The sequence below is a fragment of the Bacillus nitroreducens genome (genome assembly GCF_964021195.1).
Genome location: NZ_CAXHYI020000003.1, coordinates 1,173,102 through 1,199,454, shown reverse-complemented (window position 1 = coordinate 1,199,454; position 26,353 = coordinate 1,173,102). Strand labels below are relative to the sequence as shown.

The following is a 26,353-nucleotide window of genomic DNA, read 5'->3' as shown; positions in this document are numbered from 1 at the left end:
TCATCTATTTTTGGCATTAATTATATCTTTTATTTATATTGTTTAGATTAATTATTCATTATACAATGATAAATATCAAGAATTTACAGATAAAACCGTCCGTGAGATTTTGACTATTTAAAATATATAGCAAAGAAAGGGTGAATGTACACGATGGCTATGATCGAAAAGTCTATTCCTGTACCAGAGTTAAAACAAGCAACCGATTATATGAACAGAGTATATGAGGAGGTTAAAAAGCGAAATCCTCATGAACCTGAGTTCCACCAAGCAGTGAAAGAGATTTTCCTTTCCCTTGTACCAGTGTTTGCTAAAAATCCAAAATACATGAAACATGCGATTTTAGAGAGACTCGTTGAGCCGGAAAGATTGATTACATTTAGAGTACCTTGGGTTGATGATCAAGGTAATATCCATGTTAATCGTGGCTATCGTGTTCAATTTAACAGTGCACTTGGCCCATACAAAGGCGGGATACGTTTCCACCCTTCCGTTAACACAAGTATTATTAAATTCTTAGGATTTGAACAAATCCTTAAAAATTCTTTAACTGGACTTCCAATTGGCGGAGGTAAAGGTGGATCTGACTTTGATCCGAAGGGCAAATCAGAAAATGAAGTAATGCGTTTTACTCAAAGCTTTATGACAGAACTTACAAAACACATTGGACCAGATATCGATGTTCCAGCTGGAGACATTGGTGTAGGGGCTCGAGAAGTTGGATACATGTTCGGTCAATACAAAAGGCTTAAGGGTAGTTTTGAAGCAGGTGTCTTAACTGGTAAAGGGCTTGGCTACGGCGGAAGCTTAGTTCGTACAGAAGCTACTGGTTACGGTGCTGTCTACTTTGTAGAAGAAATGCTTAAAGAACAAGGCCTTTCTTTCGAAGATAGCACGGTTATTGTATCAGGTTCTGGTAATGTATCGATTTATGCAATCGAAAAAGCTCAACAGCTTGGTGCAAAGGTTGTTGCATGTAGCGATTCAAACGGCTATATTTATGACGAAAACGGCTTAAATTTAGAAACGATTAAACGCATTAAAGAAGTTGAACGTAAACGAATTAAAGAATATGTATATGAACATCCTGAAGCTGTATATGTTGAAGGCTGCTCTGGTATCTGGTCGATTCCTTGTGATATCGCATTACCGTGTGCAACTCAAAACGAAATTGATAGTGAGTCTGCACGAACACTTATTTCAAATGGTGTAAAAGCCGTTGGTGAAGGTGCAAACATGCCATCAACAATTGAAGCAATTGACCTATTCATTGAAAGTGATGTTCTTTTCGGTCCTGGGAAGGCTGTTAATGCTGGTGGAGTGGCTGTTTCTGCACTTGAAATGTCACAAAACAGCATGAGACTTGCATGGTCATTTGAAGAAGTTGATAGCAAGCTGCAAGATATCATGGCGTCCATTTATCGCAACAGTATGGATGCTGCTGAAGAGTATGGTCATCCAGGAAACCTAGTAATTGGATCTAATATTGCTGGTTTCAAAAAAGTAGCAGATGCCATGATTGCTCACGGTGTTATCTAAATCATACAATTATTCGCTGCTTTCCTCATGGAAAGCAGCGTTTTTCATGTTACACAAACATATCTAATAAAATGTTTCACTTAGACAATGATTCTCAAGGAATCTAATTTAATGTCAGAATCATAACCTTTATTTGGACACAATACACCACGTTAACCAGTTTACTGTTGTAATTACTCCTGGATTCTGACACTAATACCACTATACTCTTTTAATCTGTCAGAATCATGCTTATTCCAATTCTTACTCCTAGAATGTTTGCACACTTTCAAAATACCACTACCATTCAAATATAAATCTGCGACATCTTAAAGCTGGCTTATCCACTCTATCCCAGCTTAACACTACAATGTTAGTGAAATAAGACCAAAAAAGCACATGTCCTTACGGGAACATGTGCTTTTTCTATAATCAACCTTCTAATAAAAGGTCTTCTGGATCTTCTAATAGTTCTTTTACTTTTACAAGGAATCCTACAGCATCTTTACCATCGATGATTCTGTGATCATATGATAATGCCACATACATCATTGGTCTTACTTCAACAGTGTCATTGTTGTCTACAACAACAGGACGTCTTTGGATTTTGTGCATTCCTAAAATCCCGACCTGTGGAGCATTAATAATTGGTGTTGAGTTCAAGGAACCGAATGTACCACCATTTGTAATGGTAAATGTACCACCTTGAAGGTCATTTAAACCTAATTGGTTGTTTCTAGCTTTTTCTGCTAAACGAGCAATTTCAGCTTCAATACCTGCAAAGCTCAATGTGTCAGCATTACGTACTACAGGAACTACTAAGCCTTCATCAGTTGATACGGCAACACCGATGTCATAGAAATTCTTAAGAAGAATTTCATTTCCTTGGATCTCAGCATTTACGTACGGATATGCTTTTAAGGCTCCGATTACAGCTTTTGTAAAGAATGACATGAAACCGAGCTTTACGCCATGCTTTTTGAAGAATGCGTCTTTACGGCGAGCTCTTACATCCATAACAGCTGTCATATCAACTTCGTTAAATGTAGTTAGCATTGCAGCTGTGTGCTGTGCTTCAACAAGGCGTTTTGCAATTGTTTGACGACGTCTAGACATTTTTATGCGTTCTACACGTGGATCATCATTTACCACTGGAGCTACTGCAGGTTGTTTTGCAGCAGGTACAGGTACTGCTGCAGGTGCCGCTTGAGCTTGTTTATAAGCTTCTACTGCTTCTACTCGTACGCGACCAAGTGGATCTTTAAATGGAACCTCATTTAAATCAATGCCAAGCTCTCTTGCTCTTTTTCTAGCTGCTGGGGAAGCAATCGCTTGCTTGCCTTTATCGGCCTCGGCTTCTACTGCAACTGGCTCTTGTTTTGCTTCTACAGCTTGCGGTGCTTCTTCTGCCTTCGGTTGTTCAGCTGGTGCCTCTACACTTGATGCTGAACCATTTTCATCAAGCATTGCAATAACTTGTCCGACTTCAACATTATCTCCAGGTTGGAATAAGAACTGTCTAATTACACCCGTATATTCACTGTTAATCTCTACATTTACTTTATCTGTTTCAAGTTCAGCGATTGACTCACCTTTATTAACAACTTCGCCCTCTTTTTTTAACCAATCAACAATTGTTCCTTCTGTAATGGATTCAGCCAATTCCGGTACTTTAATTTCGATCATTGCTGATTCCCTCCTTTGTCAGTAAGCAATGCATCTTGTATTATCCAAGCTTGTTCCTTTTTATGAATATCTGGGTCACCCGTAGCTGGGCTTGAACGATCTGGTCTACCAACATACTCTAATTTAATCTCATCAGAAACAATATCCCTTATGACAGGATGAAGGTCCAGCCATGCTCCCATGTTCTTAGGCTCTTCTTGAACCCAGAAAATCTCCTGCAGATTTGGATATTGACTTACTAAATCTTCTAGCTCTTTCTTAGGGAATGGATACATTTGCTCCACTCTAGCAATATGCAGTGTATCAGCCTTTTCTTCAGGTAAATTTGCAACTTCTGTCGCTAAATCAATTGCAATTTTACCCGTACAAAGAATGAGACGAGTTACTTTGTCTTTCTTCGTTCCCATACCCGGTTGCTCAAGTAACGGCTTAAAGCTTCCATTCGTTAAATCAGCTAGTGAAGATGCTGTTTGTGGGTGACGAAGTAGACTCTTTGGAGTCATTAGAATCAATGGTCTTGCTTCGTCTGTAGAAACCAACATAGATTGTCTACGTAGTAGATGGAAGTATTGCGAAGCAGTTGTTACATTCGCAACAATCCAGTTATTCTCCCCAGCACCGTTTAGAAAACGTTCAACACGGCCACTTGAGTGTTCTGGACCTTGTCCTTCATATCCATGTGGTAATAACATAACAAGACCTGACTTTTGGCCCCATTTTGTGTGTCCCGATGCAATAAATTGGTCAATAATCGGTTGTGCTACGTTTACGAAGTCACCAAATTGTGCCTCCCAAATGACGAGTGCATTGTCATCTTGAACACTATAGCCATATTCAAAACCAAGAACAGCCGTTTCAGATAATGGGCTATTATAAATAGAGAACGACGCTTTCGCCTCAGGGATATTATGCAATGGAATATATTTCTCATTTGTTTCGTAATCATTTAAGGCAACATGACGGTGAGCAAAAGTTCCTCTTTCACTGTCTTGACCTGTTAAGCGGACTGTCTTACCTTCCGCAAGAATAGAACCAAATGCAAGGGTTTCAGCTAGAGCCCAATCTACTTTGTTTTCCTCATCCAATGCTGTTTCACGTCGTTTTAAAATACGCTCAAGTTTTGGATAAACGGTTAGTGATTGTGGCCATTGTAATAATCCCTTGTTCATGCTGCGTAATAAATCCTCTGGTACAGTTGTATCAAATTCAGGAATTGTTGATAGTGTCTTTGGTTTCTTCGGCTTCACGCGCTCTTCATTTTCCACAAAATCATTGAAAATATCTTGAAGATTTTGCATGAATTCCTCACGTTTTTTATTTAATTCTTCAACTGTTATGATATTTTCAGCCACTAGCTTTTGGCCATATTTATCGGCAATAACTGGATGATTTGCAATCTTCTTATATAAGATTGGTTGTGTTACATTTGGATCATCCATTTCGTTGTGTCCAAAGCGTCTGTAACCAACTAATTCAATTAAAATGTCTTTTTCAAAGCGCTTTCTATACTCATATGAAAAGTGAATGGCTGCTAGACAAGCCTCAGGGTCATCTGCATTCACACGTAAGATTGGAATCTCATACCCCTTCGCAAGGTCACTTGAGTAACGAGTTGAACGAGAATCTGTGTTATTTGTAGTAAATCCGACCATGTTGTTCGCAATAATATGAACTGTTCCGCCTGTTTCGTAGCCTCTTAATCTGCTTAAGTTTAACGTTTCAGCTACAACGCCTTCTCCAGGGAATGCAGCATCACCATGGATCAGAACGCTAATGGCACTTTGTTTATCTTGAACTGGATAACCAGCTTTACTTGTGTTATCCTGAGCCGCTCTAGTTATCCCTAATACAACAGGGTTTACGAACTCCAAGTGGCTTGGGTTGTTTGCAAGATTAATGTGAGTAACATGCTCCTTAGGACCTTTAAACTTGCGGTCAGCCCCTAGGTGATACTTCACATCTCCAGACCAACCATAGTTAATCCCTCTAGAACCTTCTGAAGGTATTAAATCTTTGTTTGGTGAATGATGGAATTCAGAGAATATGAGTTCATATGGCTTATGCAAAACGTGTGCTAACACATTTAAACGCCCACGGTGAGCCATACCGATCATAATGTTGTCGGTTCCATCACTACTACCCTCTTGAATTAATCGCTCTAACATCGGGACTAGCATATCTAATCCTTCAATAGAGAAACGCTTTTGTCCAACGAATGTCTTGTGTAAGAATTTCTCGAAACCATCCACATTCATTAGGCGCTCTGCTAGTTGTTTCTTCTCATCAGCAGTAAGATTTAGTTGAATACCATTGATTTCAACTTGTTGTCTTAACCATTGTCTTTCATCCTCTGAATCTACATGTCCAAATTCATATGCGATTGTTTGGGTATAAACGGATTTTAAGTGTTCATATGCATCCCAACCCGTTTGAATAGTTGAAGGTGCTTCCTCCCAAATATATGTTGCAGGGATATCCATTAAGTCTTCTTTTGTAAGGTTATAGTAACCTGGCTCTAAAATCTTGGTATCTGGCATCGGTCTAGTACGAATCGGATATATATCAGCTGCTAGATGTCCATATGCACGAATATTTTTTATTAATTTTGCTCCAGATGTAATTGTCTTGATCGTTTTCGGTGAGATACCCCCACTTACAAGTTCTGCTGTTGCTGCTTGCTCTAGAGCTGGTGGCGGCCCAAGTTCTTCAAAAAGCGCTTTCACAGAAGAGTCAACAGAACTCGGATCATTCTTGTACTTTTCATACATGTCAAAGACATAACCCATGTTCGGGCCGTAGAATGACTCCCACACATTTTTTCTTTGTTGGTTATCCATTTTTAATTAGCCTCCATATTACATGTTGTAATATTTACATAGACATTATTGGTAGTTCATAGAATTATGTCGTCACCCCTACTATACCTCATTTTCCGGGGAATTCTAGTAAAATGCTTACATTTTAATACACTCCAAATTATACCAGAAAAACGGGTAAAAATTAGTGACCTTTAATCATCATAATCCTTACTAAATATGTTATTCTTATCTTATAGTTGAAATCAGAAAGTTTCCTTGATTTAAATCAAGTTTTAGGTGGAAATTTACTATTTAATACATTACGATTGGAATAATAACATAAAGTGAAACTCTATTGTAGTACATCAATCCTCTTGAAGTAAAGGAACCGTAAACAGGAAGTCTTTACTCCACTTCTTTCATGAAAAGTTCGTTTAGGCTTCGACAAGGTAGGTAAACTATAGTACAACACAGAGTCCGCATTTTATGGGCATTTGAAAGGAGAAAAAGTGTTCTGTATGATCAGCAGTCCACATGATCCAAGCTTTATTCGTCAGGTACCTATTTTTCAAGGTTTAAATGAGGAGGAATTGGACCTTCTACAAAAGGTCACTCAAATCAATGATTATCGAAAAGGGGACATGATATTTAGAGAAGGTGATCCATCTGAATCGCTTTATATTATCGGTGAAGGCATTATCAAAATTACAAAAGTAGCAGAGGACGGAAAAGAGCAAATCGTTCGCCTCTTATTCCCTGATGATTTTTTCGGACAATCCGCTATGCTCCAATCTGAGAATCATTATGCAAATGCAGTCGCCATAAATGATACCGTTATCTATACAATTCAAAAACAAGATTTTTTTGATGCATTAGAACGAAATCACAAAATGGCTCTTCGCTTCATGCGTGCTTTAAATGAGCGTATTTATCAAGCCGATGAGTGGATGAGTTTAATTAGCTTAATGGAGGTTGAACAACGTTTAGCAAGTGTACTCCTCCTGTTTAACAATCGGGTTCGCTCTAAAGATGACCGTTTTACACTTCCGATTTCGAAAAAGGTTTTGGCATCACTTATTGGTACTACTCCTGAAACCATAAGCCGGAAATTTGTCAAATTTATTTCTGAAAACTTGATTGAAGTGAATGGCCAAAGAGACATTCATATCCTCAATCTCGAGGGATTAAAAAAGAAAGCAAAATCATTATGAAACTGCAAACCAGCTCTGACGCGGGTTTGCAGTTTTTTTGTACGGATCTTTATCATTCCTTAAACCCAATAAAAAAGTGGGGCTGTCCAAAAAGTCACTGAAAAATGACTTTTGAGGACAGCCCTCATTTTTTGTTTTTTGGGTTTACTAAAAAATCTGGTGTTGATTTCCGCTGCAGGTACTCGCTTTCCGCGGGCGGTCCGGGAGCCTCCTCGTCGCAAGCTCCTGCGGGGTCTCCCCTGGCCACGCTTTTCCCGCAGGAGTCTCGTACCTTCCGCTACAATCAACAAGGTTACAAAATTTAATAGTATTGACTCGTAACTTTTAAAAAAACACACAAAAAAATCATCCTTTTTAGTAAAATGAAGTTACCACACAACATTCCAGAAAGGATGATTTTTTATGAGCAATCAATTGATTACTAATGAAAATTATAACACGCAAACTTCCCTTTTTCCAGAGTTCGAAGAGGAGAAACTAGAAGTTCAAAATGAAGAAAAACAAAAAGAACCTAATCCAAGACAATTAGCCCCTACTTTCAAACCCTACGATAATCGACAAATTCAAATGATTTATGATATCGAATCTCTTATTCCACAACATCACGAGGCCCGTGTAGTAGACGAAATGGTTGAAGCTATTCCTGATGAAAATCTATTTTCATACTATGTAGGCGGTGGCAGAAGTTCTTACCATCCCAAAATGATGCTTAAAATTATCCTTTATGGTTATTCCCAGAAGGTTTATTCTTGCCGAGGGATAGAAAAATTAGCAAATGAAAGTATCCCAGCTATGTGGTTGTCAGCGATGCAACAACCAGATTTCCGTACAATTAATGAGTTCCGTGGGGGACGCATGAAAGACTTTATGGATGAACTATTCGAAGCAATGATTCACAAGTTGATTGAAGAGAACTACATAACATTCGAAAGCTACTTTTTGGATGGCACCAAGATTGAAGCCAACGCCAACAAGTATAGTTTTGTATGGAAACGTGCTACTTCAAATTTTGAAGAGAAATTAAAAGAAAAAATCAAGGAAACCCTTCAGCATATCCATGAAATAACCAGGGCAGAAGCACAACCAGAAGAATTAATAAATCAGGAACAAGAAATCACTGAACAGGAATTAGTAGAAGTTGCCGAAGAACTTGAGGAAAAAGTTGAGGCATTAACAAAGGTAATTGATAGCGAAACAGATAAAGACGTTCGAAAAGAAAAAAGGCAAGAACGGAGTCAATTAAAGAAATCAATCAAGCAAATCCGTGAGGATTTTATACCTCGTATGACTAAATATAAGGAACATAATGAAGTTTTAGGTGATCGTAATAGTTATTCTAAAACGGACAAAGATGCCACCTTCATGCGTATGAAAGAAGATCATATGAAAAATGGCCAACTTAAGCCAGGATACAACGTACAAGTAGGAACAGAAAACCAGTTTATTCTATACTATACAATACATCAACGCCCAACAGACACTCGGTGCTTCATCCCTCATATGGAGAAACTGGCAGCTTCTTCTTTACCAATACCCAAAACGGTTATTGCCGATGCAGGATATGGTAGTGAGGAGAATTATGTTTACGCTGTCGGAGATGAGAAAGAGCAACGATTCGAGTTTCTTATTCCGTATGGAAGCTATGTACAGGAACAAACCCGTAAATATAAAAAAGACATCAAAAACGCAAAAAATTGGACTTACGTGGAAGATGACGACTATTTTATTTGCCCGAAAGGAATGAAAGTAACGTTTAAAAAATACCTGAATAAAAAGAATAAATCTGGCTACGAGCAAAGTTTTAAAATATATGAATGTGAAGATTGTACCGATTGTCCACTAAAAGCACAATGCACAAAAGCAAAAGGGAATCGTCAGATTCATTGGAATACGATTTTTGAAGAAATGAAAGCCAAGGCTAAAACAGCCCTTGAATGTGATGAAAAGTCCGCTATCTACGCTCAACGTAAAGTTGAAGTAGAAAGTGTGTTCGGTCACATCAAGGGCAATAGGTCGTTTCGCAGATTTTCTCTGCGGGGGCTCGACAAAGTATATGTCGAGTTTGGAATTGTGGCATTAGCCCACAATATATTGAAAGTAGCAGGCATACGCCAGCTACTTTCAGAGAAAAATCGAAAAAAACAAAAAGGCAAGGGAGAAAAACGGTCGTTTTTCTCCCTTGCCTTATTTTTTAGGACTTATCGGACAGCCCCACTTCTCTTATTAAAACGATACATATTTAAGTGGGTCTACAGCGTTAGATGGGCCACCACTGTATTGACTCGGACTATATGGTCCATCATATATTTCAAAATGAAGATGTGGGCCGGTTGAGTGTCCTGTATTCCCCATGTACCCAATCAATTGACCTTTTTCTACACGATCATATTGACCAACTAAACGAGATTCGAGATGCGCATATACGGTTGTCATTTGACGTCCATTAATATAATGCGTAATCATGATGACATTTCCGTAACTATTTTCAAGGCGTGAGCGTGTGACAGTTCCGCTTGCAGCTGCATAGATTGGAACACTTGCGCGTCCACCCTTCCCGATATCAATTCCGTAATGCATTCTTCCCCAACGCATTCCAAAACGAGATGTTAATCGACCCGTTGTTGGATTTGTGAAAGCACCATTACTGACGACTGGAGCAGATACTGGTGGCGGTGTTGTCCCTTCTTCTTTTGCTTTCTTCCTTGCTTCCTCTTCTCTTTTCCGTTGCTCTTCTAGTTCTTTTTGTTTTCGATTCCAAGCTTCTATTTCCATTTGAATGGCTTTTTCTTGAGAAGCTAATAATTCTCCGACATCCTCGAGTGCATGAAGCTCGTCATGCATTTCTTGTTCCTGAACTTCTAATTGAGCCATGACTTTATTTTGTTCTTGAATTTGTGATTGAAGCTGAGCCTCTAATCTGTCAAGCTCTTTCAATTGTTCTTCCTGTTGTGCAAGTAAAGACTTGACCTCAGCTTTATTTTCCTCGAGCAACTTAATATCGGCCTCATGCTCTTTCATAATGTCTCGGTCAGCTTGTACAAATGTAGACACTGCACTAACTCGGTTAATAAAATCATTAAAGCTTTTTGCACCTAGTAACACATCTACATAACTAACCACTCCACCACTTTGCTGGAAACCACGCATCCGTTCTTTTATAAGCTCGTCCCGTTTTTGTATCCGTTCCTCGAGTACTTTCATTTCCGCTTCAAGACGTTCAATCTCTTCTTTCGTTTCTTGAATTTGGGCTTTGGTGTTGTCTATCTTGCCTCTTGTTTCACTTACTGCAAGATCAAGTCTTTTAATTTCCTGTTCAACACTTGTTTGTTGTTGCTTAATTTCATTAAGAGCCTCTTCCTTTTGAGAGATTTCCGACTCTAGTTCCGACTTCTTTTTCTGAACTTCCTCTTTTTCTTTTTCAAGTTCAACGTTTTTTTGAACCGCAAATGCAGTATTAGGCATAGGTGTCAATAAGCTCCCAAGTCCCATTGTTATACCCATTCCAATCATAAGAAGTTTTCGCTTCAATTTGACTGCATCTCCCTTCTACCAACCTAGCAATCTATCATCTTGAATCATATTTTGCTAAATAATCTCATGTTTTGTATTATAACATAAATCTTTGTCTCAAAACGTCAACTGATTGTTACATTTATATTTCAAAAACGTTGATAAACCATGACTTATTAAAGATTTTTCGACAAATCTATTTGCTAAACTTTAACACAAAAAAACTTGCCAAAAAGGGAGGGCACTGAAAAAGTCCCTTTCTAAAATTGGTGTTGATTTCCGCTGCAGCCACTCGCTTTCCGCGGGCGGTCCGGGAGCCTCCTCGTCGCTGTGCTCCTGCGGGGTCTCCCCTGGCCACGCTTTTCCCGCAGGAGTCTCGTGCCTTCCGCTCCAATCAACATTAGTTAAAAAGGTATTATTTTCTCTGAATTTGAGAAAATAATACCTTTTTTCATAGTATAATGGTTGTATCAATTCTATGTGGGTGGGTTCTATGATTCAAAAACAACAATCAATGACTTTTAGTCCGTTTATGCAAATCTATGATATTGTCGTTCCGTAGGATAATATGCTACGGAAAATTAATGAACTTGTAGACTTCTCTTTCATATAACCCAGGGTGAAATGGTATCATATGCATAAAAAAGACGACTTTTAATTCAAAAAATGAATTTTAGTCGTCTTTTTTGATTTATCAATTTAATCACCTATAAAAAACGTAAGTTTTTCAGCTGCCTCCAAAAAAGTAGCGAGTTTTTTTGCTAACAACGTTTCTATTTAAGTTGCTTGCCTGAGCGTATAATGGATTTTTCGACTAGTACATTCATTGCATCAATACTATACTTCTTGATGTCATCACTTAGATTGATACAGGACAATTCTGTACATGCGAGAATGACAATTTTACAGTTTTCATGTTCTACAAGATGTTTGATTAATCGCTCTAGTTCGCTTGAATCAACATCGAGATCACTTTTTACATTATTATAAATAATATCCATGACTTTTTCTTGTAAGCTATCACTTGGTGCTAACAACTCAAGATTATACTGTTTACAAACATTCGCATAAATTCCACTTCGAATGGTGCCACTTGTTGCAAGAATACCGACTTTCGTTCCTTCTCCATGCTTTTCATGGATTTCTTTTATGGTCTCTTCGACCATATTGATAATAGGAATGATCGTCAGTTTCTGTAGCTCCTCGTAAAAATAGTGAGATGTATTACAAGGTATGGCAATATTTGCGACTCCCGCTGCTTCTAGTAGCTTGAAATCACTTTTCACGGCATTGATAAATGTCTCCCCAGTATTTGTGAGGATTGCATTTGTTCGGTCTGGAAGAGTGGCATGATTTAGAATCACCATATTCAGGTGATCTTGGTCCTTATGAGCTACTGTTCGGTTCACTATTTTTTCAAAGAAAACAGAGGTTGCCTTTGGACCCATACCACCGATTACTCCTAATTTTTGTCCCATGTTCACACCTAGTTTCCTATTTACTTATCCCTTATCTATTTGTTAGCCTACCCATCACTACGACCTAACATTTGTCGTTGTTCTTTTGAAAGGCCTGCTACACGATTTCGCAATGGAAAGAATAATTTTTCAAGTGAAATATCTGGTCTCTTTTTAGAGATTTGCTGTAAGGCAATTCCTGCACCATAGTCCATACCTTGTGCTCCGGCCAGTAGAACGACATCCCCTGGCTCTGCGTGATTTAGAGCTTGTGCAATCGCATCATCTAGCTCATCGTAGAGGTCGACTTGAATTCCCGCATCGGCCATAACCTCTTCAAAAACAGCTGTTTCTTCATCTGTTACATAATCTTTAGACGTTACATGGGATACGCTCTTTGTTGCGATAATATCAGTAAAACCAAGCGTTTTTGCCCATTTTACGATTGACTCTGCATTTTCACGATTCACCGTCGGACCACGTTCCCCTCGAATCGCATACACTAAATGAAGATCCTTGTACTCCATATATTTTAACGTTTCTAGCGTTACATCTATATTTCCTGCATTCGCAAAGTGATCATCGATAATCTTAATATCATCCTCAAAGATAAACTCAAAACGACGCTCGACTCCACCAAAGTTCTTCAATCCCTTTTGAATAGAGGAAATTGGAATTCCACAAAGTAGCCCGATTGCAATAGCCACCATTGCGTTGTAGACAGAGTGCAAGCCTGGAACTGATAACTCAATCTCAAATTCACCAGGCTCAACCTTGTAATCAAAGCGAGATATTGGCTTCAAAATTTCTATTGTAAATTTAGCTCTACCTGTGGTTAAATCTAAATTTTTACATGCGATATGACCGTCTTTGCTCTCTAGACCAAAGGTAATCACCTGTGCCTTTGTTTGATCGATTAAAGAAGCGGAATATGGGTCATCAAGGTTTAAAATTGCAAAGCTCTTCTCACTTGCATGGCGGATTAAACCTGACTTTACTTCAAAATATTTTTCAAAAGATCCGTGTGAATCAATATGTTCTCGGCTGATGTTATTTAACGTCACGATATCATAATCGACAGCCTCGACACGATGTGTTTCCAATGCGTTTGAGGAAACCTCCATTGTCACATGAGATACATCTTTTGCTACCATTTGACTCAGGTAAAATTGTAAATCAAGTGATTCAGGAGTAGTTAACTCAGACGGTATTGAAAAATCATCAATTTTAACCGAAACTGTACCAATTAACCCCGTTCTGTTTCCGTCTTCTTCTAAAATAGCGTTTGTCATAAACGACGTGGTTGTCTTTCCATTTGTTGCTGTAATCCCAATCATGTTCATTTTTTGAGAAGGTTTGCCGTAAAACTCAGCCGCAAGTCTTGCAAGAGCGATTCGGCTGTTTTTTACAACGATTTGCGGAATCTCAACATCCTCTTGTACATCCTCGACAACACATGCTACTGCTCCATTTGAAATGGCCTGTGAAAGGTATTTATGTCCATCCGTTTTATAGCCTTTTATACAAACGAATAGGTGCCCGTTTTGTACCTTTCCAGAATGATAAGATAGCCCACTTATTTCAATCTCTTTTTCATGAATGATTTTTTGAACCTCGATAGCAGATAGAAGCTCATGTAATCGAACCATTTTTCATTCCCTCTTTTCTATTGTTATCGTTTCTTCTTTTTCCCTGCAATCATTTTTACAAATGAGATAAATGGCTTGGGATCATTCCAGTCCCAAATCGCATGCGCCTTTGGCTTAAAATAAGACCGAACAACCTGACCAAGTGTCAATTGACCTGTTTTTAGATAGCCTCTTACTGCATAAAAATCCTCATAGGCATACCAGAATACCTGACCTGTGTCATGCTCAAGTCCTTTAGGTGGAAGTGGATTACCTGTAAGCTCGCGATATGTAATATACGGGAAGTTAAAGCCTACCTTATTTAGTAATGTATTAAAATTGGTTATCCTTACATTCAACTCAATTAAATAAAATTGACCAGTTTCAGCATCCTTTTTAAACTCAATTTCGACGAATCCTTTAAAACCAATCGCTTCTAAGAAGCGTGTACCAATTTCCTTTAGTTCAGGTACATAGCGTTGACCTGTATACACAGAAGCCCCGAAATTGATTGGATATTGGCGGAACTTTTGAGCTGTCACCCAATGGGTAACCTTCGCATCCTGATTCAAATATGCGTCAAAGGTATACATATGATCATCAAATCCAGGTATAATTCGCTGAACAATAACTTCTTGTTTCGCCTCTTTTGCCTTATGAAGTGCATCGTCTAACTCTTGACGATTGTTTACAATGAATAGCTTTTTGCGGAAAATAGAAACAAAGCTTGGAGAATCAGTTGGCTTCACAACACATGGATATTTAATCGTTTCTTCAATTTTTTCGTAAAAGTTATCATCATTTAAACGAACCGTTTCAGGAACAAGCATCCCATGTTCAGTTGCTAATTGATGGAGACGTTCTTTGTCCATTGTTTTTGTATAAAGCCCCTGCTCCGTTTGTGGAATAAGGTAGTATTCTTTTAATTCATGTAAGTATTGGTCGATAACCTCAACATAGTTGTCATGGCAAGGTATCAATACTGGCTTAGCTGTCTGTTTTCTCGCATACTCTATTAAAAAAGAAATAAAGCCTTCTGTATCTTTTCTGTAATGCGGTGCAATAATATGCTCCGTACAATATTTTGAATCTGCACCATATGTACCTTCGTACGAATAATCAACCGCTACGGTATGGATGCCTTCTTTTCCCAGGCATCGAATTGTACTCAATCCTATATAATAATTGCACCCTAAAATGACTGCTTTATTGTTCATTTTATCGATCTCCCTAGTATCTATATCAAATTACGTCCTACATCTTATTAGTAGAGACATCTACATATTCTTCGAGGAATATCACATTCTCCATATTGACACACAATTAGGGGTGTTTCAAGAAGGAAAACATCTTGTAATAAGCTGTAACAATTGTAATGTTGAAGCGATCCCCATACCCAAAAATGTGCGCAGGCAGACGTTCTATTTTACCGTCCATGTTACAGCTGAATTAGACAACACAATTGAAAATAAAAACAAAAAATAGAGTACAGTATATATCCTTTCGTACTCTATCCTCCTTTTGCGGCCCATTCTCTTGTTTGTAGATTTATCTACTTTATACTATTATATACTACCAGTAAGACTTCCTCAGGACTGAATCTGAAAATGAAATGCTTGATTACTTTTTCCCTCATTTGAAAAAGTTCGCTCAACATACTGTATTTCGGTATCAGACATTAAAAATACGGTTGAACTTCTCGTCCCATATCCATTTGTTTGAATAAATAAAGGGGAGAGAATTCGTTCCCATTCCAGTGACAAACCTGTTTTAGGTAGAAACTTGTCGTCAGGTCGATCTGTATCCTGAAGTAATTCGAATAGATTCTCTATTACGTTTTCACCCTTAATGACTTGTTCAAGTCCTTCTTTCCCTTTTTTAACTTTGGGCCAGTTTGTATTCAGTAAGTGATTGCTTAACCCATGAATGCCTGGCTTTACCTTTTCGAGACTTTTTCCGACATTTGAATAATAATAGAGAGAATTCGAATCTCCAACTAACAGATTGTAACCAGGAAAGTTTGAATCTGTCTGTTGTAGTCGCTTCATATATTCTGCAATCTCGCCATGAAACGTTAACGCATCTTTTACAAGTTGTCCTCTCGATTGTTTACCTTCTGTTATCTCATTTGGGTCACGGTAGTTCGTGATAGCTGAAAAGCGCCCAGATTTGGTTACGCCCATCCAGGTTCCCATTTTTTCAAGGTCCCTTCCAGCTAATAGATTGGGTTCGTCCTCCCAGAAATGAGCTTGAGCTGTAGGCCTCTGTAAAAACTCATCTCGATTCGCCGCAACAATTAATTTATAGACTGGATGAGCTTGATATGCAAACAATACTAAGCACATTTTCCCACCGCCCTTTTTCACAAATTATAACAGATTTCCCCTGATAACGTAGAATCTATGTCTCTAATAATAATTTTTAGGGGTGGTTGGAACTCAAGTAAACAACATAAAAATGACGTGTAAACTGAAATTAGTTCACACGTCATTTAACGTATTTTTAAGTGAAAAGTAGCTATGTTGAAAAAGTGATGGGAAAGATACTTTGATTTAGACATTATGTTGATTTCGATGGTGGAGCGTTGGGCTTACGCTTTGATTGCGACTCTAATCATAGATTTCGGACTCGACGGGTCCAAATTACAATCTAATTCAGACTCCACCCAACAATTTCACCGATAGTAGGTCTAAATAACGCACTAATTCCTAGAAATTACTCTAAAACAGAAACCTACAACACTCTTAGTGAACTGCTTCTTTTGCGAATTCACGTGCCTTTAATTCTCTTCTTAAAATTTTACCGCTAATCTTTGTTTTTGGTAATTCATCCAATACTTCAATTTCTCTTGGCGCTGCATGGGCAGCAAGATTTTGTTTAACAAATACACGGATTTCCTCCAACAACTCTGCCGAAGGACTGTATCCTTTCTTTAAGACGATAAATGCCTTAACAATTTCTCCTCTTAATTCATCAGGCTTTCCTATGACACCAGCTTCTGCCACCGCTTCATGTTCAATCAATTTGCTTTCGACCTCAAATGGCCCAATTCTCTCGCCCGATGAATTTATCATATCGTCACTGCGCCCTTGGAAAAAGACATATCCATCTTCATCCAGAATCGCCAAGTCACCAGAAATATACCAGCCATTAATAAAATAGGAATTATACTTCTCTTCATTTTTCCATACTTCTCTCATAATCCCTGGCCAAGATGCCTTGATACCCAGATGACCGACTTGGCCGTTCGGTAGAGGATTTCCATCATCGTCTAATACCGCTACTTCAATTCCAGGAAAAGGTCTTCCCATTGAACCTGGCTTAATAACCTCTGAAGGTAGGTTTACGATTAATTGTGCACCTGTTTCCGTCATCCACCATGTATCATGTATCCTTTTCCCTAAAGCATCGATTCCCCAGACGATGACCTCTGGATTTAACGGCTCTCCTACACTTAGAATATGGCGCAGTGTACGAAGATCATATTTCTCTAATACTTCATTTCCTTCTGCCTTTAACATTCTAAATGCCGTAGGGGCACTATACCAGACGGTCACCCCTGTTCTTTCAATAGTTGAATACCAAGAGTCTGCATTAAATCTTCCTCCATTTACGACAATCGTTGCCCGATTTAGCCATGGAGCAAAGATTCCATAAACGGTACCCGTAACCCAGCCAGGATGCGCCGTACACCAATATACATCATCCTCTTTAATATCAAGAACCCATTTTCCCGTTTGGAACTGATGAATCATTGCTCGATGAGCATGGACAATCCCCTTAGGTTTCCCTGTTGACCCACTCGTATAATGAATATTAAGTCGGTCCTCAAGATCCAACCATTCAATGATCTCGGTCTCCGTTTGAGCCTTTGCTAAAGCATCAACAAGAGATATTTCATTTTCCTGACATTTTTCTGGACCCTCTGTAATAAATACCGTTTCTAATGATGGCAAATCCTGTTTTGGAACTCTTTTGACCAATTCAGAATCAGTGATTAAAAAACGACCTTCACAGTCTGAAATTCGATCTCGAACTGCATCCTCCATAAACGCTTCAAAAAGTGGTCCTGCGACAGCCCCTATCTTTATTGCAGCAATCATCGCAATATAGCAATCTGGATGCTTAGGTAAAAAGATAAAGACAATATCACCCTTTTTGACACCGTAATTCTTCAATACAGTTGCTAGGTGGTCCGTCTTTTCTTTTATATCCCGAAACGTATACGATTGTTCTTCATCCCCATTTATATAGTGAAGGGCGATCTTTTCTCCATATCCATCGTCAACATGACGATCAATGCATTCGTAGGCCATATTTACTTTCCCTGTTTGGTACCAACTAAATTCTTTTTTTACATCCTCCCATGAAAATTGTTGATATACTTTATCATAGTTTTGTAGATTATAGTTTCCTTCAGTAGGTTTAATGATGTCCAACTTTGTCGCTGTCAATTCCCTATCCCCTCTCGTTAACTTAATAGTGTTAAGATTTCTGCCTTTCGTTGTGCTAATCCTACATCCCCGCGGGACCTTGGTTTAGGTTCCTTAATTTGAATAGTTTGATAGATTTCCCCTGGCTGCCCTTTTAAAACAATAATCCGATCACATAAATACAAGGCTTCATCAATATCGTGTGTAACTAAAATCATCGTCGACTTATATTTCTCCCAGATGGTTAGCAGTAGATCTTGCAGTTGCATTTTTGTAAATGCATCAAGAGCACTAAACGGCTCATCTAAAAGCAACACCTCTGGAGCTGTGATAAGAGCCCTAGCGATTGATACTCGTTGTGCCATCCCACCTGAAATATCCTTTGGGTAATGATTTTCGAAGCCTTGCAATCCTACTAGTCTGATATATTCTTGTGCCTTTTCAATTTTCTGGTTATCCTTCCTTAAACCAAAAGAGATATTTTCTAGTACCGTTAACCATGGCATTAATCGTGATTCCTGAAAAATGACTCCAACCTTTTCATGAACAGAGTTGATTGTGTCACCACTGATTTTCACCGTTCCTGTATAATCCGAATCCAGTCCCGATAGAACCCGTAATAACGTACTTTTTCCACATCCACTTGTACCTAAAACCCCTATAATTTCACCTTTTTTAGTTTCAAAGTTCACATTCTTAAACCCTGTCGTACCGTTCGAAAAAGTTCGTGAAACATTTTGAACTGCAAGCATCTATTCTTCATCCTTTCAGGCTTTCTTCGTAAAGCTATCCTGCCAGTGTAGTGTTTTTTCCTCTGTTTTCTTTAAAATGGAGTCTGTTATTTTACCTAATATGGCAAACAGTACAATGCTCGCAATGACCGTTTCAGGAGAGTATGAGTTTTGACCAACTACAAGCAAATACCCAATTCCTTGACTCGCTCCCATCAATTCAGCAGCAACAACAAACATCCACCCTAATCCTAATCCACTTCTAATTCCAACTAGAAACGAGGGAAGTGAAGCTGGTAGAATGACCTTTCTGATTAACTCAAACGTTGAAAAATTATAGATTCTCCCTACCTCAATTAATTTTCGGTCGACACCTTGTATACCAGATACAATATTTAAATACACTGGGAAAAACACACCGACTGCAATAAGTGTAATTTTAGATGGTTCTGCAATTCCCATCCAAAGAATAAACAGTGGTACCCATGCAAGAGACGGAATAGAGCGGAATGCTTGAATCATTGGATCCAGTAATTGTTCTGCGACCCTAAAATAGCCGACCAAAGAACCAAATATGACTGCTGCAACGACCCCAATCAGAAAACCAAAAAAGATTCGATATAAGGTAATTCCAATGTGTCCCCAAAGACTTCCATCTCCTGCAAATTCAACTATTTTTGCTAGGATAACTGTTGGAGCTGGCATTAGATGCGCTTCTAGGACACCTATATGGCTTAAATACTGCCAAATCACGAGTAAAATCACAGGAATAATACTACCTAGTAAGACTATTTTTACATTTCCATTTAAAGCAAACTCACGCTTTGGTTTTACCTTTATTTGCCTTGAGAGCGTTTCACCTTTTGTACTCATCGTATATCCCCCTATCAAGGGAGTGCTAATAGTTAGAAAGCCCAAGGTGCCGTTCATTCCGTAACCATCACAACAGTCGCTTTTACAAAAGTTTCTCTCTTTAAGCAGTTGGATTAGATGGCAGAGACCGATGGTTTCTTGAGCTTTACAAAAGCATGGCACTTCCCTTTATTGTTTGATAACCTTTTCCGCAAACGTAGGATTAATTAAATCTTGAACTAATTTATCTAACTCAACATCTTTTTTGATAATATCCTGTTCTTGGAGAACTTTACCCGCTTCCGTTAATGCCTCAATTTGAATCTCTCCAGGTACTGGATTTGAAAAATCATTACGTTCATTAAATTGTTTTTTCGCGACTTCAAGATCAATATTTGCCGCTTTTGCTAAGATTTCTGTTGCTTCTTCCGGATTTTCTAATGTCCAAGCACGAGCCTTTTCATATACTTCAATCACTTTTTCAACATATTCTGGATACTTTTCCGCAAACTCAGAACGTACATTTAGGGTTCCATACGTATTAAAGTCAGCATTTCGGTAGAAAAGTTTCGCATCTGTTTCTAGTTCAACTCTTGCCATATGAGGATCTAGTCCTGACCAAGCATCTATTTGACCTGATGATAAGGCAGCTGCACCGTCTCCGTGCTGTAGATTCACAATCTCGACATCTGAAGGGCTTAGTCCTTCCTCACTCAGGGCACGTAATAAGAAAATATAAGGATCCGTTCCAATGGTTGCAGCAATTTTTTTCCCTTTCAAATCACTTACATTTTGAATATCTGAATCTTTATTTACTACTAATGCTGTCCACTCAGGCTTTGAATAAAGGTATACTGATTCAATTGGAGCACCGTTTGCTTTCGCCATTAAAGCGGCTGCTCCTGCAGATGAACCGAAGTCAGCACTTCCACTGTTCAAGAATTCTAATGCTTTGTTGCTTCCCTGACTAAGTACAAATTCAACCTCAATTCCTTCTTCTTCAAATACTTCCTCAGCCCAACCAAACTCCTTTAACACAAGACTTGTCGGGGAATAAAAGGCGTAATCCAATGTGATCTTCTTTGGCTTTTCATTCCCTTCACTTGCTTTACTTGCACTATTTGAGCACCCAACAATTCCCACTAATAGTAATACCGCAATAAATATGACACTTATTTTCTTCATTCCTTTTTCTCCCCTTTAAATTACTATTTTTACATTGACTTCTAGTATGTATCAGCCCTCATGATGTGGTTCACACAGAAATACCTAGTATATTTATATAAAAACTAAGAATTATACCAATGCGTTTGCAACCATCAAATACTCTAGTTATACAAAAATCCCTCTTCTAATAAGAAGAGGGATTTTTATCCTCCTCTTATCTTTCAGGTATCGTACCTGATGGAATTAGCACCTTTTCAAGAATAATCTCTTGAAGGTTGCCGGGTTTCGTAGGGCCATGTCCCTCCACCGCTCTGGATAAGAGTCCTTTATTCAATTAATACGTTTCTGTGCTTTACTGTATAGATTGGATTATAGTATGAGTATTTCCTAAAGTCAAATACTTTTTAAAATATTTTTCCTAATCAAAATATTTACTTACATGTTTATTTCCACCTTCTAATCTTATGTATACATAGAAAAAATAGACCTAAAAAAACATTTATGTCATATTTGTGACACCTATTGTTTTTATTGTTAAACCGTTGTATATTAAGAGTGTAGAAAGTTAGTGAAACATTTCACAAACTACTACAAAAGCTGGCAGCTTACTTACGAACTTATATTTTTTTACTACAACTTGTGAATAATTTCACAAATTTAAAATAAGGGGAGATTAGAATGAAAACATTCTTAAAAGGACCAATAATGGCAGTTGTTTGGACAGTATTACGTGTATGGTTAGGAATTCAATGGCTTAAAGCTGGTTTTGGTAAAGTAACTGGAGAGTTTGACGCAGGTGGCTTCATCCAAGGTGCAATCGCGAAAGCTGGTGGCGAAGCTCCTATAGTAAAAGCTTGGTATGCAGGATTCCTTGAAGGCTTTGCTCTTCCAAACATTGAATTAATCAATGTACTAATTCCTTGGGGTGAAGTTCTAGTCGGTCTTGGTTTAATCTTAGGTGCTGCAACGATCCCAGCATTAATTGCAGGTGCATTCATGAACTTAAACTTCTTACTTGCTGGAACAGTTAGCACAAACCCAGTACTTTATACAGTAGCTGTTATTCTCTTATTCGCAGGCGCTGCAACATACTACTACGGAGTAGACAGATTTGCAATACCTTACCTAGCAAAACGTATGAATGAAAGAAAAACGACGAAAACAGCAGCAAATGTAGCATAATAAGTAAAGTGTTCCTCCTACTTATGGAGGAGCACTTTTTTATTTTTCTTTTTTTATCATCAATTTTGCCATCACCAATTCGTCTTCTTCTCCGATTTCCTCAATATCCTCTCCTACTTCTGGTCTTTCTTTGTCGTCTTCGCACCCCATTAAGAACAACAGTGGAAATGTTAGTAATAGCAGCATGAACACACGCTTTTTCCGTTTCATTCCAAACCCTCCTTTTTTCTAGACTTTCCAATCGAAACTGAAATATGTAGACTAGAAAGAGGAAACAGTAATATCAGTACAAATATAGGAGGTTCATTCATGCGAAAAATAAAACTTGGAACCAGTACACTCGAGGTACCAGTTGTGGCAGTAGGTTGTATGAGAATTAATTCTTTAGAAAAACCAGAAGCAGAAAAGTTTGTTCAAACAGCTTTAGAACTTGGAGCAAACTTCTTTGATCATGCTGATATTTATGGGAGTGGAGAGTGTGAGGAAATCTTTGCTGATGCGATACATATGAATGACGATGTTCGTGAAAAGATCATTCTTCAATCCAAATGTGGGATTCGAGAAGGTATGTTTGATTTTTCAAAGGAGCATATCCTAAACTCTGTGGATGGAATCTTAAAAAGACTTAAAACAGATTATTTAGATGTATTGCTTTTACATCGTCCCGATGCCCTTGTTGAGCCTGAAGAGGTTGCGGAAGCATTCGATATATTGGAGTCCTCTGGTAAAGTACGAAACTTCGGCGTGTCTAACCAAAAACCAATGCAAATTCAATTACTAAAGAAATATGTCAAGCAACCCATTGTTGCGAACCAACTGCAACTTAGTATTCCAAATGCTCATATGATTGCAAGTGGCGTTACTGGGAATATGCAGATTGATCAATCCATTAACCGCGATGGAGATGTGCTCGACTTTTGTCGATTACACGACATCACAATTCAACCTTGGTCACCGTTCCAATATGGCTATTTTGAAGGACCGTTTCTTGGCAATGAAAAATGCCCTGAGTTGAATCAAAAGATTGATGAAATTGCAGAAAAATATAGTGTTTCTAATACAACGATTGCCATTGCTTGGCTTTTACGTCATCCAGCCAACATGCAACCTATTATCGGTACCATGAATTTAGAACGCTTAAAGGATTCTGTCAAAGCAAGTGAAGTAAATCTAACGCGTGAAGATTGGTACAGCATTTTCCAAGCAGCTGGCTATCTACTTCCGTAAGAACTGTAAAATAACCCCCACAGCGCTGTGGGGGTTATTACTCTTCTCTTAGTTATCCGTAAAACCTGTTGCTATTACGGTCACGATAATCTCATCTTTTAAATTATCATTAATCACAGACCCAAAAATCATGTTTAAATCTTCATGTGTTGCAGATGAAATGACATCTGCTGCTTCTTGAATTTCAAAGAGGCTCAAGTTTCTGCCACCTGTGATATTTAAAATGACACCACGTGCTCCACTAATTGATGTCTCTAGCAATGGGCTATTGATTGCTTTATGTGCTGCTTCAATCGCACGACCATCCCCTTTTGCCATACCAATTCCCATTAAAGCTGTACCTCTATGGGACATTACTGTTTTTACATCAGCAAAATCAAGATTAATCAATCCTGGTACAGCAATTAAATCGGAAATCCCTTGAACTCCTCGAAGGAGAACATTATCAGCTTCGCGGAATGCTTCAATCATCGGTGTGCGCTTATCAACAATCTCCAATAACTTTTCATTCGGAATAATAATTAACGTGTCCACTGCTTCTTTCATTGCGTCAATACCAGCATCTGCATTTACTGCTCGTTTGCGCCCTTCAAAACGGAACGGCCTGGTAACGACACCAATTGTTAATGAACCTTGTTTTTTTGCAATTCGTGCAATTTCAGGTGCTGCCCCAGTACCTGTACCACCGCCCATGCCTGCCGTAACAAAGACCATATCCGCACCTTTTAATACTTCCTCAATCTCACTTTCACTTTCTTCAACAGCCTTCATTCCGATTTGTGGATTGGCTCCAGCACCTAGTCCTCGTGTTAATGATGCCCCTATTTGAATTGTGATTTCTGCTTTTGATTGATTTAAGGCCTGTCCATCTGTATTTACCGCAATGAACTCAACACCTTCTACTCCGGCTTCAATCATTCGATTGACCGCATTATTTCCACCGCCGCCAACACCTACTACCTTAATATTTGCAAACTGATCTATGTATGGTTCAAACTCTAACATGACTTTTTCCTCCTCACGTCCATTGCCTTTTCCCAATAAAGAAACGGATTTATATTATATACTTCGTAGTACTACTTCTGTTTCTGACATGAATTTCCTCTAAAAAATGAAAAGAACCTGATGAAGCTCCTTTTGGGCATAATATTAAGCTTCTATTACAAACTAATCATATCAAATGATGGAAGGATACATGCTATGAAAATAAAAATGACTATACTAATTGGACTTTTCTTCAGTCTCTTATTTTTACCTACTGTAACAAACGCGACAACTCCAAATCCTATTTATGTCATCCAAGCTGGTGATACATTGCCAGGGATAGCGAAACGATTTGAAACCACAGTGGATGAATTAAAAATCACCAATGGCCTTCAATTAGATAGGGTAGTGGTCGGTCAGAAACTTTGGGTTCCCGTAACCTATGAAGTTGTTGCAGGAGATACCCTACAAGAAATTGCATCGGAGTTTCGCTCATCACCAGAACTGATAAAACGAGCTAATAAGCTTTCATCCGAGAATGTCTTCCCAGGTCAGATTCTTAAAATTCCTCCAAAACAAATGAACATGCAAGGGGAACATATCTTAATGACGAAAGAAGAATTTAAAGATTGGCTCTTTAATCAAAATATCAAACGAAAAATATCACTCATTCAACAACACCATACATGGATTCCAGACTATAACCGTTTTAACGGTACTAACCATTTTGAACTAGTAAAAGGCATGGAAGAGTTCCATAAAACTCATATGGGGTGGAAACATATCGCTCAAAACATTACTACGTTTCCAGATGGGAAAGTGGTTGTTTCAAGGCCATTATCCATTGCTCCTGAAGGCACAATAGGTAGCAAGGCTAACTCTGTTGGTATCGCAATTGAGCACGTTGGAAACTTTGATATAGGCCAAGATGTCATGACAAAGGAACATAGTGACACCATTATTTACGTCAATGCGGTTTTAAGTTTAAAATTTGGGTTAACCCCCTCAATTAATAGTATCACATACCACCACTGGTGGGATTTACGAACGGGAGAAAGAGTACTAGATAAAGGTCCCGAATACAATGTGAAGACCTGCCCAGGAACTGGATTCTTTGGAGGTAATTCTACAACTAGTGCCCAAAAATACTTTTATCCACTAATTGCGCGTAAAATGGAAGAACTTCAAAAAGATATGAACTAAGCCAAAATGAATAAACCCACTCTACTAGATGAGTGGGTTTTATTTTAGACGGTTACTGTTTCTGCTTTAAAATACTCTGGCTTTTCTTTTTTAAAATCGTACATATGGGCAATCCCTTTTGTAATATGTTCTTCTACAGTTGCTTCTGCAGCCTCAACATCGTGATGTTTTAAGGCATTAAAAATTGATCTATGTTCCTCTAAAATTTCTTCCCAATCTTTTGCCACTGTTGTAATTAAGCGGAGCATTCTTACTCGCTTATACTGTCCATTCATTTGGTCAATTCCTTGCCAAATACGATCCATTCCTGAGCCTTTATAGATGAGTTCATGAAATTCATCATCAGATGCCAAAAAATCCTTATAATTTCCTTCTCTTAATGCTATTTCTTGCATAATTAAATTTTTTTCTAATTTATAATATGTTTCAGAGGTTAACTTCTCTGTTGCAACACGAATTACAGCTAACTCGATGGCCTTTCTCATAAATCTTGATTCCTCAATTATCTTTGGATCGATTAATGATACAAACGTCCCAATTTGTGGCCTGATGTCAATTAAACTCTCTTTTGCAAGTTGTATCAGTGCTTCCCTAATGGGTGTTCGGCTTACATTTAGCTGGGTCCCAATTTCACTTTCTGAAATAGGTGTACCTGGTTTTAACGATAAATTAATAATTTGATCATAGAGATACGAGTATACAAACTCTCTTCTTGTACCTCTCTCTCTTTTCCTTACCTGATTGTACTCCATCATTACCCTCTCCT

Annotated in this window: 19 protein-coding genes, 1 pseudogene and 1 riboswitch; of the genes and pseudogenes, 6 read left to right on the top strand and 14 right to left on the bottom strand. The window is 38.3% G+C overall.

Translation table 11 applies throughout. The features are described from left to right. The first annotated feature begins 159 nt into the window (after positions 1 to 159). Entirely contained in the window at positions 160 to 1,539 is a 1,380-nt protein-coding gene (gdhA, locus tag ACWPVE_RS09680; RefSeq protein ID WP_453997446.1) for an NADP-specific glutamate dehydrogenase, read from the top strand. A gap of 411 nt (positions 1,540 to 1,950) precedes the next feature. On the opposite strand, the gene odhB is transcribed toward gdhA, so the two are convergent. Further along, on the bottom strand, positions 1,951 to 3,204 hold the full coding sequence (gene odhB / locus ACWPVE_RS09675; RefSeq protein ID WP_453992822.1) for a 2-oxoglutarate dehydrogenase complex dihydrolipoyllysine-residue succinyltransferase: 1,254 nt from the start codon (positions 3,202 to 3,204) through the stop codon (positions 1,951 to 1,953). Next, on the bottom strand, positions 3,201 to 6,041 hold the full coding sequence (locus tag ACWPVE_RS09670; protein ID WP_453992820.1) for a 2-oxoglutarate dehydrogenase E1 component: 2,841 nt from the start codon (positions 6,039 to 6,041) through the stop codon (positions 3,201 to 3,203). The genes odhB and ACWPVE_RS09670 overlap by 4 nt, the downstream gene beginning before the upstream one ends. Positions 6,042 to 6,520: 479 nt before the next feature. On the opposite strand from ACWPVE_RS09670, the gene ACWPVE_RS09665 reads away from it, so the two are divergent. Beyond that, on the top strand, positions 6,521 to 7,213 hold the full coding sequence (locus tag ACWPVE_RS09665; protein ID WP_453997444.1) for a Crp/Fnr family transcriptional regulator: 693 nt from the start codon (positions 6,521 to 6,523) through the stop codon (positions 7,211 to 7,213). Positions 7,214 to 7,615: 402 nt separating this feature from the next. Then, positions 7,616 to 9,547, top strand: coding sequence for an IS1182 family transposase (locus ACWPVE_RS09660; protein WP_453992818.1), 1,932 nt, complete (start codon positions 7,616 to 7,618; stop codon positions 9,545 to 9,547). Here ACWPVE_RS09660 and ACWPVE_RS09655 read toward each other — a convergent pair. The 9 genes from ACWPVE_RS09655 to ACWPVE_RS09615 all read right to left on the bottom strand — a co-directional run bounded on the left by ACWPVE_RS09655 (position 9,437) and on the right by ACWPVE_RS09615 (position 21,009). Next, complete coding sequence (locus ACWPVE_RS09655) at positions 9,437 to 10,741, bottom strand: murein hydrolase activator EnvC family protein (protein ID WP_453992816.1); 1,305 nt, start codon at positions 10,739 to 10,741, stop codon at positions 9,437 to 9,439. The two genes, ACWPVE_RS09660 and ACWPVE_RS09655, sit on opposite strands and share 111 nt — an antisense overlap. Positions 10,742 to 11,496: 755 nt before the next feature. Further along, positions 11,497 to 12,201, bottom strand: a complete 705-nt coding sequence (locus ACWPVE_RS09650; RefSeq protein ID WP_453992814.1) for an aspartate/glutamate racemase family protein — start codon at positions 12,199 to 12,201, stop codon at positions 11,497 to 11,499. A gap of 47 nt (positions 12,202 to 12,248) precedes the next feature. Further along, positions 12,249 to 13,829: a Mur ligase family protein gene (locus tag ACWPVE_RS09645; RefSeq protein ID WP_453992812.1), complete on the bottom strand. Its 1,581-nt coding sequence runs from the start codon at positions 13,827 to 13,829 to the stop codon at positions 12,249 to 12,251. A 23-nt stretch (positions 13,830 to 13,852) separates the two neighbouring features. Beyond that, positions 13,853 to 15,025 carry a carboxylate--amine ligase gene (locus tag ACWPVE_RS09640; RefSeq protein WP_453992810.1) on the bottom strand — a complete coding sequence of 391 codons (1,173 nt, stop codon included), beginning with the start codon at positions 15,023 to 15,025 and terminating at the stop codon, positions 13,853 to 13,855. Positions 15,026 to 15,397: 372 nt separating this feature from the next. Further along, positions 15,398 to 16,153 (bottom strand): NRDE family protein, encoded by a 756-nt coding sequence (locus ACWPVE_RS09635; protein WP_453992808.1) that lies wholly within the window; start codon positions 16,151 to 16,153, stop codon positions 15,398 to 15,400. A gap of 399 nt (positions 16,154 to 16,552) precedes the next feature. Further along, entirely contained in the window at positions 16,553 to 18,262 is a 1,710-nt protein-coding gene (gene acsA, locus ACWPVE_RS09630; protein WP_453992806.1) for an acetate--CoA ligase, read from the bottom strand. A 17-nt stretch (positions 18,263 to 18,279) separates the two neighbouring features. After that, positions 18,280 to 18,993: an ABC transporter ATP-binding protein gene (locus ACWPVE_RS09625; protein WP_453992804.1), complete on the bottom strand. Its 714-nt coding sequence runs from the start codon at positions 18,991 to 18,993 to the stop codon at positions 18,280 to 18,282. 15 nt (positions 18,994 to 19,008) lie between these two features. Beyond that, positions 19,009 to 19,845 carry an ABC transporter permease gene (locus ACWPVE_RS09620; protein ID WP_453992802.1) on the bottom strand — a complete coding sequence of 279 codons (837 nt, stop codon included), beginning with the start codon at positions 19,843 to 19,845 and terminating at the stop codon, positions 19,009 to 19,011. Positions 19,846 to 20,013: 168 nt separating this feature from the next. Further along, positions 20,014 to 21,009, bottom strand: coding sequence for an aliphatic sulfonate ABC transporter substrate-binding protein (locus ACWPVE_RS09615; protein ID WP_453992800.1), 996 nt, complete (start codon positions 21,007 to 21,009; stop codon positions 20,014 to 20,016). 193 nt (positions 21,010 to 21,202) lie between these two features. Continuing rightward, positions 21,203 to 21,313, bottom strand: a riboswitch (SAM riboswitch). Positions 21,314 to 21,669: 356 nt separating this feature from the next. Between ACWPVE_RS09615 and ACWPVE_RS09610 the strand changes: the two genes are divergently transcribed. Next, positions 21,670 to 22,173, top strand: coding sequence for a Crp/Fnr family transcriptional regulator (locus tag ACWPVE_RS09610; protein WP_453992798.1), 504 nt, complete (start codon positions 21,670 to 21,672; stop codon positions 22,171 to 22,173). A 39-nt stretch (positions 22,174 to 22,212) separates the two neighbouring features. Here ACWPVE_RS09610 and ACWPVE_RS09605 read toward each other — a convergent pair whose 3' ends face one another. Next, the gene (locus ACWPVE_RS09605) at positions 22,213 to 22,383 is read right to left on the bottom strand and encodes a hypothetical protein (protein ID WP_453992796.1); all 171 of its coding nucleotides are present in this window, start codon (positions 22,381 to 22,383) and stop codon (positions 22,213 to 22,215) included. A gap of 99 nt (positions 22,384 to 22,482) precedes the next feature. Between ACWPVE_RS09605 and ACWPVE_RS09600 the strand changes: the two genes are divergently transcribed. Beyond that, entirely contained in the window at positions 22,483 to 23,400 is a 918-nt protein-coding gene (locus ACWPVE_RS09600; protein WP_453992794.1) for an aldo/keto reductase, read from the top strand. A gap of 54 nt (positions 23,401 to 23,454) precedes the next feature. Here ACWPVE_RS09600 and ftsZ read toward each other — a convergent pair. After that, positions 23,455 to 24,405, bottom strand: a pseudogene (gene ftsZ, locus ACWPVE_RS09595) (cell division protein FtsZ); the annotation flags it as partial. A 195-nt stretch (positions 24,406 to 24,600) separates the two neighbouring features. On the opposite strand from ftsZ, the gene ACWPVE_RS09590 reads away from it, so the two are divergent. Continuing rightward, the gene (locus ACWPVE_RS09590; protein WP_453992792.1) at positions 24,601 to 25,587 is read left to right on the top strand and encodes a LysM peptidoglycan-binding domain-containing protein; all 987 of its coding nucleotides are present in this window, start codon (positions 24,601 to 24,603) and stop codon (positions 25,585 to 25,587) included. 44 nt (positions 25,588 to 25,631) lie between these two features. Here ACWPVE_RS09590 and ACWPVE_RS09585 read toward each other — a convergent pair whose 3' ends face one another. Then, a complete protein-coding gene (locus tag ACWPVE_RS09585) occupies positions 25,632 to 26,342 on the bottom strand; it encodes a GntR family transcriptional regulator (RefSeq protein ID WP_453992790.1) in 711 nt (236 codons plus the stop codon). Positions 26,343 to 26,353: the final 11 nt, after the last annotated feature.

Excerpts from the sequence above, each read along its gene's own strand:
- ACWPVE_RS09665 (WP_453997444.1), top strand. The coding sequence starts at position 6,521 with ATGATCAGCAGTCCACATGATCCAAGCTTTATTCGTCAGGTACCTATT.
- ACWPVE_RS09600 (WP_453992794.1), top strand. The coding sequence starts at position 22,483 with ATGCGAAAAATAAAACTTGGAACCAGTACACTCGAGGTACCAGTTGTG.
- ACWPVE_RS09610 (WP_453992798.1), top strand. The coding sequence starts at position 21,670 with ATGAAAACATTCTTAAAAGGACCAATAATGGCAGTTGTTTGGACAGTA.
- ACWPVE_RS09625 (WP_453992804.1), bottom strand. The coding sequence starts at position 18,993 with ATGCTTGCAGTTCAAAATGTTTCACGAACTTTTTCGAACGGTACGACA.
- ACWPVE_RS09605 (WP_453992796.1), bottom strand. The coding sequence starts at position 22,383 with ATGAAACGGAAAAAGCGTGTGTTCATGCTGCTATTACTAACATTTCCA.
- ACWPVE_RS09645 (WP_453992812.1), bottom strand. The coding sequence starts at position 13,829 with ATGGTTCGATTACATGAGCTTCTATCTGCTATCGAGGTTCAAAAAATC.
- ACWPVE_RS09620 (WP_453992802.1), bottom strand. The coding sequence starts at position 19,845 with ATGAGTACAAAAGGTGAAACGCTCTCAAGGCAAATAAAGGTAAAACCA.
- odhB (WP_453992822.1), bottom strand. The coding sequence starts at position 3,204 with ATGATCGAAATTAAAGTACCGGAATTGGCTGAATCCATTACAGAAGGA.
- gdhA (WP_453997446.1), top strand. The coding sequence starts at position 160 with ATGATCGAAAAGTCTATTCCTGTACCAGAGTTAAAACAAGCAACCGAT.
- ACWPVE_RS09650 (WP_453992814.1), bottom strand. The coding sequence starts at position 12,201 with ATGGGACAAAAATTAGGAGTAATCGGTGGTATGGGTCCAAAGGCAACC.
- ACWPVE_RS09670 (WP_453992820.1), bottom strand. The coding sequence starts at position 6,041 with ATGGATAACCAACAAAGAAAAAATGTGTGGGAGTCATTCTACGGCCCG.
- ACWPVE_RS09615 (WP_453992800.1), bottom strand. The coding sequence starts at position 21,009 with ATGAAGAAAATAAGTGTCATATTTATTGCGGTATTACTATTAGTGGGA.
- ACWPVE_RS09640 (WP_453992810.1), bottom strand. The coding sequence starts at position 15,025 with ATGAACAATAAAGCAGTCATTTTAGGGTGCAATTATTATATAGGATTG.
- ACWPVE_RS09590 (WP_453992792.1), top strand. The coding sequence starts at position 24,601 with ATGAAAATAAAAATGACTATACTAATTGGACTTTTCTTCAGTCTCTTA.
- ACWPVE_RS09635 (WP_453992808.1), bottom strand. The coding sequence starts at position 16,153 with ATGTGCTTAGTATTGTTTGCATATCAAGCTCATCCAGTCTATAAATTA.
- ACWPVE_RS09660 (WP_453992818.1), top strand. The coding sequence starts at position 7,616 with ATGAGCAATCAATTGATTACTAATGAAAATTATAACACGCAAACTTCC.
- ACWPVE_RS09585 (WP_453992790.1), bottom strand. The coding sequence starts at position 26,342 with ATGATGGAGTACAATCAGGTAAGGAAAAGAGAGAGAGGTACAAGAAGA.